General features: G+C 64.3%; 15 protein-coding genes and 1 tRNA gene. 13 read left to right on the top strand and 3 right to left on the bottom strand.

Annotation, left to right across the window (positions count from 1 at the left end):
- Nucleotides 1–14: 14 nt before the first annotated feature.
- Nucleotides 15–1,211 (bottom strand): formaldehyde dehydrogenase, glutathione-independent, encoded by a 1,197-nt coding sequence (gene fdhA / locus M2361_RS23925; RefSeq protein WP_259252246.1) that lies wholly within the window; start codon nucleotides 1,209–1,211, stop codon nucleotides 15–17.
- 231 nt (nucleotides 1,212–1,442) lie between these two features.
- On the opposite strand from fdhA, the gene M2361_RS23920 reads away from it, so the two are divergent.
- From M2361_RS23920 to M2361_RS23895, 6 genes are all read left to right on the top strand, one after another.
- On the top strand, nucleotides 1,443–2,687 hold the full coding sequence (locus M2361_RS23920; protein WP_259252245.1) for a sarcosine oxidase subunit beta family protein: 1,245 nt from the start codon (nucleotides 1,443–1,445) through the stop codon (nucleotides 2,685–2,687).
- 15 nt (nucleotides 2,688–2,702) lie between these two features.
- On the top strand, nucleotides 2,703–2,981 hold the full coding sequence (locus M2361_RS23915) for a sarcosine oxidase subunit delta (protein WP_259252243.1): 279 nt from the start codon (nucleotides 2,703–2,705) through the stop codon (nucleotides 2,979–2,981).
- The gene (locus M2361_RS23910) at nucleotides 2,978–5,998 is read left to right on the top strand and encodes a sarcosine oxidase subunit alpha family protein (protein WP_259252241.1); all 3,021 of its coding nucleotides are present in this window, start codon (nucleotides 2,978–2,980) and stop codon (nucleotides 5,996–5,998) included. The genes M2361_RS23915 and M2361_RS23910 overlap by 4 nt, the downstream gene beginning before the upstream one ends.
- A complete protein-coding gene (locus M2361_RS23905) occupies nucleotides 5,988–6,593 on the top strand; it encodes a sarcosine oxidase subunit gamma (protein ID WP_259252240.1) in 606 nt (201 codons plus the stop codon). Before M2361_RS23910 ends, M2361_RS23905 begins: the two co-directional genes overlap by 11 nt.
- Nucleotides 6,594–6,758: 165 nt before the next feature.
- Nucleotides 6,759–7,100 carry a helix-turn-helix domain-containing protein gene (locus M2361_RS23900; RefSeq protein WP_259252237.1) on the top strand — a complete coding sequence of 114 codons (342 nt, stop codon included), beginning with the start codon at nucleotides 6,759–6,761 and terminating at the stop codon, nucleotides 7,098–7,100.
- Nucleotides 7,101–7,133: 33 nt separating this feature from the next.
- Nucleotides 7,134–8,450 (top strand): type II toxin-antitoxin system HipA family toxin, encoded by a 1,317-nt coding sequence (locus M2361_RS23895; RefSeq protein WP_259252236.1) that lies wholly within the window; start codon nucleotides 7,134–7,136, stop codon nucleotides 8,448–8,450.
- Between the two features lie 102 nt (nucleotides 8,451–8,552).
- On the opposite strand, the gene M2361_RS23890 is transcribed toward M2361_RS23895, so the two are convergent.
- Nucleotides 8,553–8,628: transfer RNA gene (locus tag M2361_RS23890), tRNA-Gly, on the bottom strand.
- A 78-nt stretch (nucleotides 8,629–8,706) separates the two neighbouring features.
- Nucleotides 8,707–9,360, bottom strand: a complete 654-nt coding sequence (locus M2361_RS23885; RefSeq protein WP_259252234.1) for a cytochrome b — start codon at nucleotides 9,358–9,360, stop codon at nucleotides 8,707–8,709.
- A 339-nt stretch (nucleotides 9,361–9,699) separates the two neighbouring features.
- Here M2361_RS23885 and gspG point away from each other — a divergent pair, with 339 nt between their 5' ends.
- From gspG to M2361_RS23850, 7 genes are read left to right on the top strand one after another with little or no spacing between them, the layout of a single operon-like run.
- On the top strand, nucleotides 9,700–10,128 hold the full coding sequence (gspG, locus tag M2361_RS23880) for a type II secretion system major pseudopilin GspG (protein ID WP_046803437.1): 429 nt from the start codon (nucleotides 9,700–9,702) through the stop codon (nucleotides 10,126–10,128).
- On the top strand, nucleotides 10,106–10,600 hold the full coding sequence (locus tag M2361_RS23875) for a lytic transglycosylase domain-containing protein (RefSeq protein ID WP_259252230.1): 495 nt from the start codon (nucleotides 10,106–10,108) through the stop codon (nucleotides 10,598–10,600). Before gspG ends, M2361_RS23875 begins: the two co-directional genes overlap by 23 nt.
- 1 nt (nucleotide 10,601) lies before the next feature.
- Nucleotides 10,602–11,795: a type II secretion system F family protein gene (locus M2361_RS23870; RefSeq protein ID WP_259252229.1), complete on the top strand. Its 1,194-nt coding sequence runs from the start codon at nucleotides 10,602–10,604 to the stop codon at nucleotides 11,793–11,795.
- A 41-nt stretch (nucleotides 11,796–11,836) separates the two neighbouring features.
- Nucleotides 11,837–13,435 (top strand): GspE/PulE family protein, encoded by a 1,599-nt coding sequence (locus tag M2361_RS23865; RefSeq protein WP_259252227.1) that lies wholly within the window; start codon nucleotides 11,837–11,839, stop codon nucleotides 13,433–13,435.
- The gene (locus tag M2361_RS23860) at nucleotides 13,416–14,171 is read left to right on the top strand and encodes a hypothetical protein (RefSeq protein ID WP_259252226.1); all 756 of its coding nucleotides are present in this window, start codon (nucleotides 13,416–13,418) and stop codon (nucleotides 14,169–14,171) included. The genes M2361_RS23865 and M2361_RS23860 overlap by 20 nt, the downstream gene beginning before the upstream one ends.
- Nucleotides 14,159–14,686 (top strand): hypothetical protein, encoded by a 528-nt coding sequence (locus M2361_RS23855; protein ID WP_259252225.1) that lies wholly within the window; start codon nucleotides 14,159–14,161, stop codon nucleotides 14,684–14,686. Before M2361_RS23860 ends, M2361_RS23855 begins: the two co-directional genes overlap by 13 nt.
- Nucleotides 14,683–15,255: a hypothetical protein gene (locus M2361_RS23850; protein ID WP_259252223.1), complete on the top strand. Its 573-nt coding sequence runs from the start codon at nucleotides 14,683–14,685 to the stop codon at nucleotides 15,253–15,255. Before M2361_RS23855 ends, M2361_RS23850 begins: the two co-directional genes overlap by 4 nt.
- Nucleotides 15,256–15,262 lie beyond the last annotated feature (7 nt).

The following is a 15,262-nucleotide window of genomic DNA, read 5'->3' as shown; positions in this document are numbered from 1 at the left end:
CCGGGGCGGAGACATCAGGCGGGCAGCATGGCGTGCGGGTCGATCACGAATTTCTTCGGCGCGCCCGCATCGAAAGCCGCGTAGCCATCGGGCGCGGCGTCCAGCGTGATGACCTGAACCCCCACCACCTGCGCGATATTGATGCGGTCCCACAGAATGGCTTGCATCAACGCGCGGTTGTATTTCAGCACCGGTGTCTGGCCGGTGTGAAAACTATGCGCCTTGGCCCAGCCCAGGCCGAAGCGTACCGACAGGTTGCCGCGACGGGCGGCGGGGTCCTCGGCGCCCGGGTCGTCCGTGACGTACAAGCCGGGGATGCCGATGCGGCCGGCCACCCGGGTCACATCCATCAAGGCATTCAATACGGCGGCGGGTGCTTCCGACTGCGACCCGGTAGCGCCGTGTCCGCGCGCTTCGAAGCCCACGGCGTCGATGGCGCAATCCACTTCCGGCGTGCCCAGCAGCGCCGCAATCTGTTCGCCCAGCGTGGCGTCCAGGGACAGGTCTGCCGTTTCGAAGCCGACCTTGCGCGCATGTTCAAGCCGCAAGGAGTTCATGTCGCCCACGATGACCACCGCCGCGCCCAGCAGGCGGGCGGAGGCGGCGGCGGCCATGCCCACCGGGCCCGCACCAGCCACATAGACGGTGCTGCCGGGGCCAACGCCCGCGCTGACGGCGCCGTGGAATCCCGTGGGCAGGATGTCCGACAGACAGGTCAGGTCGCGGATCTTGGCCATGGCGTGGTCGCGATCGGGGAAGCGCAGCAGGTTGAAGTCGGCATACGGCACCATGACGTACTCGGCTTGGCCGCCTATCCAGTCGCCCATGTCCACGTAGCCGTACGCGCCGCCCGCGCGCGCCGGGTTCACGGTCAGGCAGACGCCGGTGTCTTGTTCCTTGCAGGTGCGGCAGCGGCCGCAGGCCACGTTGAACGGCACTGAAACCAGGTCGCCCGCCTTCAGCGTTTCAACGTCGCGGCCCACCTCGATGACTTCGCCGGTGATCTCGTGTCCCAACACCAGGCCCTTCTGCGCCGTGGTGCGTCCACGCACCATGTGTTGGTCGGATCCGCAGATATTCGTGGACACCACTTTCAGGATCACGCCGTGCTCGACCTTGCGGCCACGTGGGTCCACCAGTTTTGGAAAGCTGATCGATTGCACTTCGACTCGCCCGTCGCCCACATACACCACGCCTCTGTTCGCTGCCATGTCTGCGTCTCCCTGCCGGCCGGGCCGGATGGATGCGGGCCCGTGCCCGCCAATGGCCGATTTTGGCAAGCCGGCTAGCGGGCAACGCAGCCCGGCGCGACACGAACCAGCGGGTACGCGACAGGCGCCCTGGCCACCCGGCCATTGGCGGAATCAGGCAAGTTCCCGTCCGGCGGGGGAAGGTGCGGCGCGCGCCTTCAGAGAAGAATGGGACCCTGCCTAGGAGCCACGATGAGCCGCTATTCCCTGTTCAGCCTGATCCGCAATGGGTTGTCGAACCATGATCGCTGGCCGCGCGCCTGGCGCAGTCCGGAGCCCCGGCGCGTCTACGACATCGTGATCGTGGGCGGCGGGGGCCACGGCCTGGCCACCGCGTACTACCTGGCCAAGGAGCACGGGCTGAAAAACATCGCCGTGCTGGAAAAGGGCTGGGTGGGCGGGGGCAACACCGCTCGAAACACCACCATCGTGCGCTCCAACTACCTGTGGGATGAATCGTCCCAGTTGTACGAAAAGTCGATGCAGCTATGGGAAGGGCTGTCGCAGGCCTTGAACTACAACGTCATGTTCAGCCAGCGCGGCGTCATGAACCTGGCGCACAACCTGCAAGACGTGCGCGACACCCAACGCCGCATCACCGCCAACCGCTACAACGGCATCGATGGCGAATGGCTGACGCCCGCGCAGGTCAAGGAAATCGTGCCGGCCATCAACCTGGACTGCCGCTACCCCGTGCTGGGCGCCTCGTTTCAACGCCGCGCCGGCGTGGCGCGCCATGACGCGGTGGCGTGGGGCTATGCGCGCGCGGCCGATCGGCTGGGCGTGGACATTATTGAAAATTGCCCGGTCACCGGAATTCGACGCGAAAACGGCGAGGTGCGTGGCGTGGAGACGGGCCGTGGGTATATCCAGGCCGCCAAGGTCGCCGTGGTGGCGGCAGGCCATTCCAGCGTGATCGCGGACATGGCGGGCATCCGGCTGCCATTGGAAAGCCACCCGCTGCAAGCCCTGGTGTCCGAACCGCTCAAGCCGGTGTTGGACACGGTGGTGATGTCCAACGCCGTGCACGCCTACATCAGCCAGTCGGACAAAGGCGATCTGGTTATCGGCGCGGGCATCGATCAGTACGTCGGCTATGGGCAGCGCGGCAGCTTCCACCTGATAGAAAGCACGCTGCAGGCCATCGTCGAGATGTTCCCCGCATTTAGCCGGGTGCGCATGAACCGCCAATGGGGCGGCATCGTGGATGTGTCGCCCGACGCCTGCCCCATCATTTCAACGACGCCCGTCAAGGGGCTGTACTTCAACTGCGGTTGGGGCACGGGCGGCTTCAAGGCCACGCCGGGGTCGGGGTGGGTGTTTGCGTACACAGTCGCCAACAATGCGCCGCACCGGCTCAATGCGCCTTTTTCCCTGGCCCGCTTCCAAACCGGCCATTTGATCGACGAGCACGGCGCCGCCGCCGTCGCGCACTGATTGCGGAGCTTGATCATGCTGATGCTGACTTGTCCCTATTGCGGCCCGCGCGCCGAAACCGAATTCACTTGCGGCGGCGAAGCCGATATCGTGCGCCCAACCGATTGCGACACGCTCACCGATGCCCAATGGGCGGACTACGCCTTCATGCGCAAGAACGTGCGCGGCCGGTCGCGCGAGCAGTGGCAGCATGCGCATGGGTGCCGGCGCTGGTTTCTGGCCGAACGCGACACCATCAGCCATGAGTTCCATGCGTTTCACACGTTCGAGCACGCGGCCGGAGATCGCAAATGACGCAGCCCAATCGGCTTGCACGCGGCGTCAGCATCGACCCCGCGTCTTCCATCGAGTTCACCTTCAATAACCGCACGTACTTCGGGTGCCAGGGCGACACCCTGGCATCGGCGCTGCTGGCCAACGGCGAACATTTCGTGGCGCGCAGTTGGAAGTATCACCGGCCGCGCGGCATCATGACGGCGGGCGTCGAAGAACCGAACGCGCTGGTGCAGTTGGAAGAAGACGGTCACACCGTGCCCAACCCGTGCGCCACCACGATCGAACTCTACGAAGGTTTGCGCGCCGTCAGCGTCAACGCGGCTCCCGACCTGGAGCGCGATCGCATGGCGGTGTTTCAGCGGCTCGGCCGCTTCATCCCTGCGGGCTTCTATTACAAGACCTTCATGTGGCCCCGGCGCTGGTGGCCCCACTACGAACGCCTGATCCGCAAAGCGGGTGGCCTGGGCCGCGCGCCCGGGCAACCTGACCCAGACCACTACGACAAGCGCTACGCCCATTGCGACGTCTTGGTGGTGGGCGCCGGGCCGGCTGGCCTGGCCGCGACGATGGCGGCGGCAATGACGGGCGCCCGCGTGATGCTGGTCGACAACCAGGCGGAACTTGGGGGCAGCCTGCTGTCCAGTCCGGCATTGATCAATGGCGCGGCCAACCTGGACTGGATCCGCCAGACACAGGCCCAGCTGCAAGGCATGAAAGACGTCCGCATCCTGACGCGCAGCACGGCGTTCGGCTATTACGACCAGAATCTGGTGACGGTGTGCGAACAAGTCACCGACCATCTACCCCTGTCGCAGCGTCGGGGCGTGCGCCAACGGCTATGGAAAGTGCGCGCCAGGCAAGTCGTGCTGGCCACCGGTGCACACGAGCGGCCACTGCTGTTCGGCAATAACGACCTGCCGGGCATCATGCTGGCCTCGGCAGTGTCGACGTATGTGCGCCGCTACGCGGTGCTGCCGGGGCGGCGGGTGGTGCTCTATACGAACAACGACGGCGCCTACCGCACCGCGCTCGATCTGCGTGAGCAAGGCGCAAACGTCACCGTGATTGATCCGAGGCCGCCGGGGCGCGGCGCGCTGCCCGATGCGGTGCGCAGCGCGGGCATCGAGGTTCGCAATGAATCGGTGGTGTTGCAGGCGCGCGGCGGGCGGCAGGTGTCCGGCGTGGTGGTGGCGTCGTATACCGCCGGCCAGGCTGGCCCGCCGAACGCCAAGCTGCCCTGCGATCTGGTAGCGGTGTCGGGCGGTTGGAACCCGGCCTTGCACTTGCACGCGCAGTCGGGCGGTCAGACGCGGTGGGACGATGCCCGGGCCTGCTTTGTTCCCGAGGGTTCACGGCAGGCGCAGGTCAGCGCGGGTGCGGCCAACGGGGACTTTTCGCTGGCGCAGGCGCTGCATGGCGGCGCCATGGCGGGCGAGCTCGCGGCAACGCGGGCAGGGCTGAACGGGGCGACGCCGTTATCGTGGCGCACCGCCGATATCGCCGAAGATCCGCTGCTGCCGATTTGGCAGGTAGCGAGCCGGCAGCGCCCCGGACGCGGCGCCAAGCAGTTCGTTGATTACCAGAACGACGTGACCGTGGCCGACATCCACCTGGCGGTGCGCGAGGGCTATCACTCGGTCGAGCATGTGAAGCGCTACACCGCCATGGGATTCGGTACCGACCAGGGCAAGCTGGGCAACATCAATGGCGCGGCCGTGTTGGCCGACGCGCTGGGCCAGACCATCGCGCAGACCGGCACCACCACCTACCGGCCCAACTACACCCCGGTTACCTTTGGCGCGCTGGCGGGCCGCGAGCTGGGCGACTTTTTCGACCCCATCCGCAAGACCTGCATACACGAATGGCACGTGTCCCAAGGGGCGGCATTCGAAGATGTGGGCAACTGGAAGCGGCCTTGGTATTTTCCGCTGGCGGGCGAGAGCATGCAGGCTGCCGTCGCCCGCGAATGCCTGGCCGTGCGCAATGGCGTTGGCATGCTGGATGCCTCCACCTTGGGCAAGATCGACGTGCAAGGCCCGGATGCCGCCACCTTGCTGAACTGGGTCTACACCAATATGTGGACCAAATTGGAAGTGGGAAAAGGCCGCTACGGGTTGATGCTGGATGAAAACGGCATGGTGTTCGACGACGGCGTCACCATGCGCCTGGGCGAACAGCACTACTTGATGAGCACCACCACCGGCGGCGCGGCGCGCGTGCTGACCTGGATGGAACGTTGGCTGCAAACGGAATGGCCGCATCTGGATGTGCACCTGACCAGCGTCACCGACCATTTCGCCACTTTCGCGGTGGCGGGGCCGCGGTCGCGCGAGGTGCTGCGCGCGGTCTGCCCCGATATTGATTTTTCCAATGCGGCGTTTCCCTTCATGACGTTTCGCGAGGGCACGGTAGCCGGCGCCGGCTGGTCCACCCCGGCGCGCATCATGCGCATCAGCTTTTCGGGGGAACTGTCCTACGAGGTCAACGTGCCCGCCAATCTGGGTCAACACGTGTGGAATGCGTTGATGGAAGCTGGGCACCAATACGGCATCACGCCCTACGGAACCGAAGCCATGCACGTCCTGCGCGCGGAGAAGGGCTACATCATCGTGGGCCAGGACACGGACGGGTCCGTGACGCCGCAGGATCTGGGCATGGGCGGCATGGTCGCCAAGTCCAAGGACTGCCTGGGTAAGCGCTCGCTCTTGCGCGAACACACGGCCAGCGACAAGCGCAAACAGTTTGTCGGCCTGCTGTCGCGGGACCCGGCCATCGTGCTGCCGGAAGGCAGCCAGATCATGAACCGGGCGAGCCACGCGCCGATAGCGCCGATCATGCCGATGGTCGGCCACATCACATCCAGCTATATGAGCCCCACCTTGAATCGTTCGATCGCGCTTGGTTTGGTGCAGGACGGCCTGCAACGCATGGGGCAGCAGGTCGAGGTGGCGTTGCCCGGCGGCGGCTTCCTGCCGGCCACGATCGGCAGCCCCGTGTTCTACGACCCCGAAGGAGCACGCCAGCATGTGGACTGAAACGTATCTGGAATCGCCTCTGAAGGGGCTGGATTCCGTGCACCGAACTGCCGAGACGGCAGACGCCCGGCGCTTGGAACTTCTTGAAAGGCCATTCCTGGACTTGGCCGTGCTGCGCGGCAACGCGCGGTCGCCAGACTTTGCGAAGGCGCTAGAACGCGCCCTGGGCACGGCGCCTCCCCTGGCCCCCAACACCGTGGCGCATGGCCACCGACACCTGTTGGCCTGGATGGGGCCGGATGAATGGTGGTTGCAATCGCTGGCGCCCGCACACCCCGCGCTTGAACAAACGTTGCGCCCGGTGCTACAGGGCTTGTCCGCCTGCGTGGTGGACGTCAGTAGCGGGTACACGGTGCTGGAACTGACGGGCGAACACGCGCGCGACGTGCTGGCAAAAGGCTGCCCGCTGGATCTGCATCCGCGCGTCTTCGGCCCTGGCCAATGCGCGCAAAGCCACTACTTCAAGGCCGGCGTCATGGTGCGCGCGCTTGATGAGGGTGGCGTTGAAGTGGTGGTGCGCCGCAGCTTCGCGGACTATGTCGGACGCATGCTGTTGGAGGCGGGGCGGGAATACCAAGTTGAACCGTTCGAATAGAGGAAATGCGGGGTAATCCTGGCAGCAATACTCATCGAAAGTCCCTAAAAAACGTTATTAAACCAATTAAGATCGTTTTTACGATCATATTGCTCAAACACGCTGCCAAACGTTAATATGCTCGTAAAAACAATCTTTATACGGCTAATAACTGATTTTACGAGCATGAAAGTATCCCAGGCTTCCGCTCTATCCCCTGAGCTTGCCCAGCAGGCGGCCCACATCGGCCAGCTTCTGGCACGTCTGCGACTTGCCCGCCACATCAAGCAGGCAGATGCCGCTATACGCGCCGGCCTGTCCCGCAACACGGCTTACCGAATCGAAAAGGGGGATCCCGGCTTGGCATTCGGTCAGGTGCTTCGCTACCTGGATGCGATTGCGCCGGGGGCAACTCTGGCGAGCCTGCTGGCGCAAACGGACCCGGCACTCAAGGCGCTGCAGTCGCGCGAGGCGACCAAGCGCGTGAGAGGCCTGTCGGCCTCGGAACTGCAAAGCCTGGACTTTTAGGGGCCAATATCGATGGTCAAAGACCAGCTACTGATGACTTTCGCCTATCTGGGGGAAGGTTGGGCTCCTTGTGGTCAGCTCACGCTGACGGAGGAAGGGTCGGCGCTGCTTGCCTCGAGTTTCGCCTATGGCCTGCGGTATCTGGATCGGCCCGATGCGATCGAAGTTGATCCTGTGAGCCTGGGTATCCATGGTGAACCGGTAAAAGGCAGCAGGCTTCTACCTGTCAACGGTTTGACGGGGTTTGGCGGTATTCGCGATGCGGCGCCAGATGCCTGGGGACGTAGAGTCATCGAAGCCAAGCTGAAGGTGCCGGCCAATAGCCTGCCGGAATCACAGTATCTGTTGCATGCGGGAAGTGACCGTGTGGGCGCGTTGGATATTCGTACAGACATCCACACGCCCGCGACCGGCGCGGTAGGCAATGTCCATGCGATCGAGTACTTGATGGAAGCGGCGGAGCGCATCGAGGCAGGCTTGCCGGTTCCCGCCAGTCTTGAGCTGATCTTCGTGCAAGGCACCGCGCTGGGCGGTGCCAGACCAAAGGCATCCGTTCGGGATGACGCGGGGCACCTGGTTCTCGCCAAGTTTCCTAGCAAGACCGATACATTCGACGTGCCTCTGATTGAGGCTGCGTCATTGCGGTTGGCCACGGAAGCGGGGCTCGATGTTCCTGTGGTGGAGACCCGTATGTTGAACGGTCGTTGGGTCATGATGATCCGCCGCTTCGATCAGTTTTGGCTTGACCGGGGAGCGACGCCGCAGGTGGATAGCGATCTTTCGGTGGCGCCTGCCACGAGCCGGACTGAGCGCCGGATGCCCTTTGTCAGTGGGCTGACCCTGCTGGGGTGCGACGAGACAGAATCGCATACCAAAGCCTACGCTGACTTGGCCACGGGGATACGCCGGTACTGCCATCCTTCGGTCATCCGCGCCGACAACGAGGAATTGTTCAAGCGCATGGTGTTCAACATCTTTGTGAGTAATGACGACGATCACCTGCGCAACCATGGATTCATCTGGGATCCCCGATTGCCGGGTTGGCGACTAAGTCCTCTTTATGATGTGCTGCCGCGGCCATCGCATGCCACCGAGCGTCTGCTGCATCTTGAAATCGGACCGCAAGGACGGATCGCATCGATTGATAACGCGCTGGCAGGTTGCCAACGGTTCTCGATCAGCAAGGAGCGTGCAGGTAGGCTGATCGCTCAGGTCTGGACTGTTGTGCGGGAGTGGAGGATGTGCTTCGAGCAGTATGGGGTTTGTGCACGAGAGTGCGACAAGATTGCTTCAGCGTTTCGGCATTTGGACGAGGTAAGCAGTGCCGTGACGCGGCGCGCTCTCTCCTGAGTTGAGCGCGAGGCTCAGAGAAGGTCCAGAAATAGAAAAAGGAGCCGAAGCTCCTTTTCTCTACACACCATGGAATCTATTGATCTCCATGGAAAAAAATCCTGGAGCGGGAGACGAGTCTCGAACTCGCGACCTCAACCTTGGCAAGGTTGCGCTCTACCAACTGAGCTACTCCCGCAGGGGTGTTTCTTTGCTTGCTCTTCGCTTGCCGCACTGTCTTTCGACGTCGTTTTTTGCAAGCGAGGCGGAAGTATACCTAATTTTTTGAAAAATGCACGCCGGCCGTTTGGGCTTGCCGTGGCGAACGTGCGTGCGCGGGTTTGGCCGGCCCCTTGTCGGCTAGCCGGCGCGCCGGGCGGCGCCACGCCATGCGAGCCAGCGTGTCGTCCCGCACGATGTAGTGATGCCCAAGCGCCGCAACGATGTGCAAGGCCAGCAGGCCGTACAGCGCCCAGGTAAGCATGTTGTGTAGCCATACCGTCGTGGCGACCAGGGCGGGGTCGGCCGAGACCAGCCGGGGGAACTCCAGGCTGGTGAAGGGCACGGGCACGGCCAGGCCCTTCGCGTTGACGACGACCCAGCCCACAAGACACGACGCGAAGATGAACGCGTAGATGCACAGATGCACCGCGTGGGCGCAGGCGTCCTGCATGCAGAAGCCGTCGCCCACGGCGCGGCGGCGCGTGATGCGCACTACCGTCCGCACCAGCGTGACCAAAAGCAGGGCCATGCCGCAACCAATGTGCACGATCATCACCGAGCGCATGGACACGCCCGTCTGCGCTGTCAGCAGATGGCGCAATTCACCGGCAAGCACCAGGATGCTCATCAAACTGACGCTTAGCCAATGCAGGGCGATCTGCGCTTTCGTGTAGGCCTGAGTGGCCAGGGCGGCGGGGGGGGATTGCATGGTCTTCCTTCTAGCGGGGCCAGCCTGCTCCCGCTTGCGGCGGGGCCTGGCTCAAGAGGCGAGATTGAAGCGCCGCCCATGCCGCCGCGCCATCTTCCTCAACACTTCTTGAAGCCCGTCCTGCCCCCTCTGGCAGGCGATTGAGGCTCTCTTTAGAAACGTTGTTGGCCTATCGCCCGCATGGAAATATGCCGGCCTGCGTAGAGATTTTTCCGCCTTTGAAGCGTCCGGTCACGCCGGCGCTCGGACCCGCGTCGTTCCTCACGATGCTCGCCTCTGCCCGCACTTCACTCCAGGTCGCCGCCGCGCGGTGATCGCTCAATCAGAAAAAGTGGACTCATGAAGACTCTTACCTTCCGACGCCGTCTTGGCCTGCAACAGGGGTTTACCTTGTTGGAATTGCTGGTCGTGCTGTTGATCATCGCGTTGCTGGCCGGCTATGTCGGCCCCAAGCTGTTCTCTCAGGTTGATCGCGCCAAGGTGCGCGCCACGCAGGCGCAAATGAAGACGCTGGGCGACGCCCTGACGCAATACCGCCTGGACGTGGGCAGCTATCCCACCACCGAGCAGGGCCTTGAATCCTTGGTGAAGGCACCCCAGGGCGCGCCCAACTGGCATGGCCCGTACCTGGCCAAGGACGTGCCTGCTGATGCGTGGGGCCGTCCCTATGTCTTGAACGTGCCCGGGCGCAGCTCGGACGCTGAAGTGGTTTCTTTCGGCGAGGAAGGCCGGGCAGGAGGCAGCGGTGAGCTGGTTTATGGCCTCTAAGTCGGCGGCGGCCGTGCTCGTCGGGATGACGTTGTCCACCGCCGCCGCCGCCAGTTGCTGGCAGCAATCAGGCGACCGCCATGGCGTGGACCCGCTGCTGCTGTATTCGATTGCGAAGGTGGAGTCGTCCCTGAACCCTCGCGCCATCAACAACAACACCAACGGCACCCAGGACGTCGGGTTGATGCAGATCAACAGCATCCATCTGCCCGGCCTGGCCAAGCGCGGCATCACCCGCCAGCGCTTGCTGGACGAACCCTGTCTGTCCATCGACGTGGGCGCCGAGATCCTGGCGGGCTTCGTCAAGCGCTACGGCTACACCTGGCGCGCGGTCGGGGCGTACAACGCCGGCGGCGCGGCCAATCGCGAAGCGGCACGCAAGCGCTACGTGAGCCGCGTGTGGCAACACTATCTGCAACTGAGCCAGGCGCGCGACGCCCGCTATCGCCAGTCGCAACACGCGGAGCGTTGATATGAATGAGTTCCGGATCCGTTTGCTCAAGCAAGGAACGCTGCGCGTGCACACCGTGCGCGCCTCCAGCGAAAACGAGGCACGCGCGCAGTTGAGCGATGCCGACGGCATGGTTCTGGACATTCAACGTTCGGCCGTGCGCCGTGGCATCAAGCCGCGCGGCAAGAAGGCCTTTTCGCTTGGGCTGCTGCTGCAAGAACTTTCCACATTGCTGGACGCCGGGCTGGCCTTGATCGAAGCGCTTGAGGCGCTGAGCGACAAGGCCGGCAAGGGCAATAAGGCGTTGCAGGCATCGCTGGGCCAGCTGCTGCGCTCGCTGTATCAGGGCCAGCCGCTGTCCAAGGCGATGGAGGCGCAGCCCTTGGTGTATCCGGCGCTGCTGGTGGCAACCGTGGCGTCAGCCGAAGGCAGCGGGCAATTGCCGGTGGTGCTCAGGCGCTATCAGTACTACGAAACGCGGATCGAGAACATCCGCAAGAAAGTGGTGGGCGCGCTGGTGTACCCGCTGGTAGTGATTGCGGTGGGCTTTGGCATTTTGCTGTTCATGCTGTTTTTTGTCGTGCCGCGCTTTGCGGTCGTATTCGAAAGCATGCGCACCTTGCCGGCCACCGCCGAGGCCATGTTGTGGTGGGCGCGTCTGGTGCAGTCCGACGGTCATTTGCTGGGTGCGGGCATCGGCGCAAGCCTGCTCGCCGCCGCGTTGGCGCTGCGCACGCAGACGGTGAAGGCGGCGTTGATGAATCTGTTCTGGCGGCTGCCCAAGCTGCGCGACGTGGGCAACCTGTTCGTGCTGGCGCGCTTTTATCGCACCGTCGGCTTGTTGATTGAAGGCGGCACCCCCGCGTTGCAGGCCTTTGAACTGGCCGACCGCATCCTGCCGCCCGCCTACGGCGAACGCCTGGACCTGGCGTTGCAGGAATTGCGGGCGGGCCGCAGCGTGTCGGAAACCTTGGCGCGCCATGGCTTGACGACAGCGGTGGCTGAACGGCTGCTGCGCGTGGGCGAGCAAAGCGGGGACCTGGGCGGCATGTGCGAACGCATCGCGCAGTTCCACGATGGCACGCTGGATCACGCCATCGAAGTATTTGGAAAGGTGTTCGAGCCGCTGCTGATGCTGGTTGTCGGCGGGCTGGTGGGCACCATCGTCATCTTGCTGTACATGCCCATCTTCGAGATGGCCGGGAGTCTTGGATGAACGTAATGCACGAATTCGAAATCAGTCAGGAGGATGGCGCAATGGAAAGCACGACCGTGGCCGACGAGGCATGGTGGCTGTGGCGCGAGCGCGCGGCGGAACTGAGCCTTTCCCTGGCCGACTATCTGGACGAGGAATTGGCGCGCCGCCCGCAACTGCTGCCGGTGCTGGCGCAGGCCTTGGGCATGGAGCCCTTGACCGCCCAGCAATGCCGCCAGGCTTCGCCGCGCTTTGACGTGTTGCCGTTGGCGGACGCCATGGCGTGCCGCGTGGCGCCCTTGCAGGTGGATGGCGAATTCCTGCTGGCCATGGCCGCGCCGTTCTCGCGCGAAGCGCGTCTGAAGCTGCAAGCCATGCTGTCCGCTCATGCGCTGCGCTTTGCCGTGTGTCCCACCGGCGTGGTGGATGCCTGGTTGAAGCAGGCCGAGGCCACCGAGCGCGTGCTGGACGGCGTGTCCGTGGACATGGCGGACGACTCGCTGGCCAAGGCGGTCGAATCGATTTCCCTGGCCTCGCTGGCCAAGGACGAAAGCCCGGTGATCCGCCTGGTGAACATGACGCTCTACGACGGCCTGCAAAGCCGCGCCAGCGACATCCATCTGGAGTCGGACGAGGAAGGGCTGTTGATCCGCTACCGCATCGACGGCGTGATGCTGCGCATCCGCAAGGTGCCGGGGCAGGTCACCGCGAACCAGGTGATGTCGCGTCTGAAAGTGTTGTCCAGCCTGGACATCGCTGAAAAGCGCGTGCCGCAGGACGGTCGTTTCAAGGTGGTGCTGCAAGGGCGGGAAGTGGATTTCCGCGTGTCCATCATGCCGGGCAACCATGGCGAGAACGCCGTCTTGCGTCTGTTGGACCGTTCGCAGCGCGGCGACAAGCTCAGCCTGGACACCTTGGGTTTTCCGGCGGAAACGGCGCGCCGCATCCGTGCGCTGGCGCAACTGCCCTATGGGCTGACGCTGATCACCGGCCCCACGGGTAGCGGCAAGTCCACCACCTTGTATGGCGCCTTGTCGGAACTGAACAGCGGCGACGAAAAGCTGATCACCATCGAAGACCCGGTGGAATACGAGATGAACGGCATCCTGCAGATTCCGGTGAACGAGAAGAAGGGTCTGACCTTCGCCCGTGGCCTGCGTTCCATCTTGCGCCACGATCCGGACACCATCCTGGTTGGCGAAATCCGCGATGCCGAAACGGCGGCCATTGCCGTGCAATCTGCGTTGACCGGCCACCGCGTGCTGTCGTCGGTACACGCCAACGATGCGTTCAGCGTGATCGACCGCTTTCTGTACATGGATGTGGAACCCGCGACCTTCCTGGAATCGCTCAATGGGGTCGTGTCGCAGCGGTTGGTGCGGCGCTTGTGTCCGCATTGCGCGCCGCCGGGCGAGGCGCGTGCCGGCCCGGGTTGCGAGGCCTGCCGCCACACGGGGTTCCTGGGCCGCATTGCGCTGGCCGAGGTCTTGCGCCTGGATAGCCGCATGAAGACCGCGCTGCTGGATCGCTCGCCCGAGCGTCGGCAAGAGGCGCTGGCGCAATGCGCCGATTATCAATCGATGCGCGACGCCGCCCACGAGGCCATCGCGCACGGACTGACGACTTATCAGGAGGTTTGCCGTGCGGTCGCTATGGAATGATCAAGCCGTTCTGATCGATGCTGAACATGTCAGCCTGTTGTCGCCGACGAAGGCGGTGGATGACCGTCTGAAGTGTGGCCACGGCGGTGAACCGGCCGAGGCCGTGGTCGCCTTGCTCGCCACTTGCGCGCGGCTGCGGCCGTGGTGGCGCAACCGCGTGCATGTCTGGCTGGGCTACCCGTGGACGCACACCCTGCTGCTGCCCTGGCAGCCGGGCCTGCCCGGCGGAGATACGCACTGGCGCGGCTACGCCCAGGCGCTGCTGCGCGAACGCGGCATCACCGTGCAGACGCGCGTGCGGCTGGGGCCGGCGCGCCATGGGCATGCGCGGCTGGCCGTCGCGGCGGACGCACTGATGCTGGATGCGCTGGAAGGCAAGCTACGCGAACAGAAGTGGGCGCTGGCAGCCTGCCGCGACCTGCTGTCCGCAAGCCTGCAACGTTATCACCGACCTGCGCGCACCGAAGGCGCCTGCCTGGTGCTGGCGGAGGCCAGCGCAGTGACGTGTCTGTGGCCGTCGGCGCAGGGGTGGGACGACATGATTACCTTGCAGCGGTCGCCCGGCCAGTCGCACGCCTTTGCGGTTGCCGGCGCGCAGGCGCTGTGCAACCAGCCCATCGTGCCGGAATGCAGTTGGACGTCAACCTTGGCGCCGGCGGATCTGTCCTTGCCGCCGCAAGCACGTTGGCTGGGCTTTCCGCACGCCATGTTGGGAGCGCGATCATGCCCGGTCTGAAGATGAGCAAGCTGGATTTCACCAAGCGCGGCGCCACGCAACCCTGGGCCGCCATCGTCGTGCTGCTGTTGCTGTGCGTGGCGCTGTTGAGCGCATGGCGGGAATGGGACCTGTGGGCGTTGCGCGTGGAAGTTACCCGCTCGGAGAGCCAGTTGGTCGAGCGTCGCATGCAGCACGAACGCGAGCAGCGCCGTGCCCTGGCGCAGTCGCCGGAGGAAAAGAGGGTTGATGCAATGGTTTCCGCGCAACGCGCCGAGACCCGGCTGCGGCCCGTCCTGCTTCGCGCCATCGAGCACGCCTGGAGCCCGCGCCTGGCCGTGATGAACCTGAAGATCGAGGGGGCTGGCAAGTCCGTCCAGCTTGAATTGATGACGGTGGACCTGACCGAAGTATTCGCCTTTGCGGCCCGCTTGAACGCCGAGCCCGACATGCGCGCCACGGTAGTTCGCCACGGTATCAAGTCGGGTGATCCCCACCTGGCCACGATGTCTACGGTGCGGGTGGAGCTGCGATGAAATCCATTACCGAAATTCGTCGCCGCCTTGCCGCGCTGCGCCAGCGCGAAGCCGGTTCGCGTTTGCGGTGGCATTGGCAGTGCTGGGCCGAGCGGCTCGGGCGTGGCGGGCTCCTGGCGCTGGTGGCCTTGTGGGTCTTGATCGTGCATTTCGTTGTGGTGTTGTGGCCGGAGAAGGGTGAGCTGCGACTACGTGCCTTGGAACTGCATGCCGAGATCAATGCCTGCACCCCGCACGTGGCTCCGTCCGGCAACGACATGGACGAACTGCGCGTGCAACTGCGCCTGGACCCGGACGAACGCAAGCTGGCCGTGATGGAACAGTTTGTGCGGTCGGGCTTGTTGCTGGTCGACATCCAGTATCAAGGCGAAGAGACCATCCAGGGCCGGTTGCGCCGTACGTCGGTGGACATCACCGCCGTGGGTTCCTACCAGGACCTGAGCGCGGGCTTGCGCAAGCTGACCGATGAGCCGCTGCTGCGTCTGGAGTCGCTGTCACTGGACCGGCAACGGCCGGAGAACATGCTGGTGAACGTGAAGATGCGCTTGAGCATGTTGGGGGTGGTGTGATGAAGCG

The sequence above is a fragment of the Achromobacter sp. JUb104 genome, assembly GCF_024806975.1.
In the GTDB taxonomy this organism is placed as follows: Bacteria; Pseudomonadota; Gammaproteobacteria; order Burkholderiales; family Burkholderiaceae_B; genus Achromobacter; species Achromobacter spanius.
Note: the sequence above shows the minus strand (reverse complement) of the source record. Positions and strands in the feature narration are given on the sequence as shown.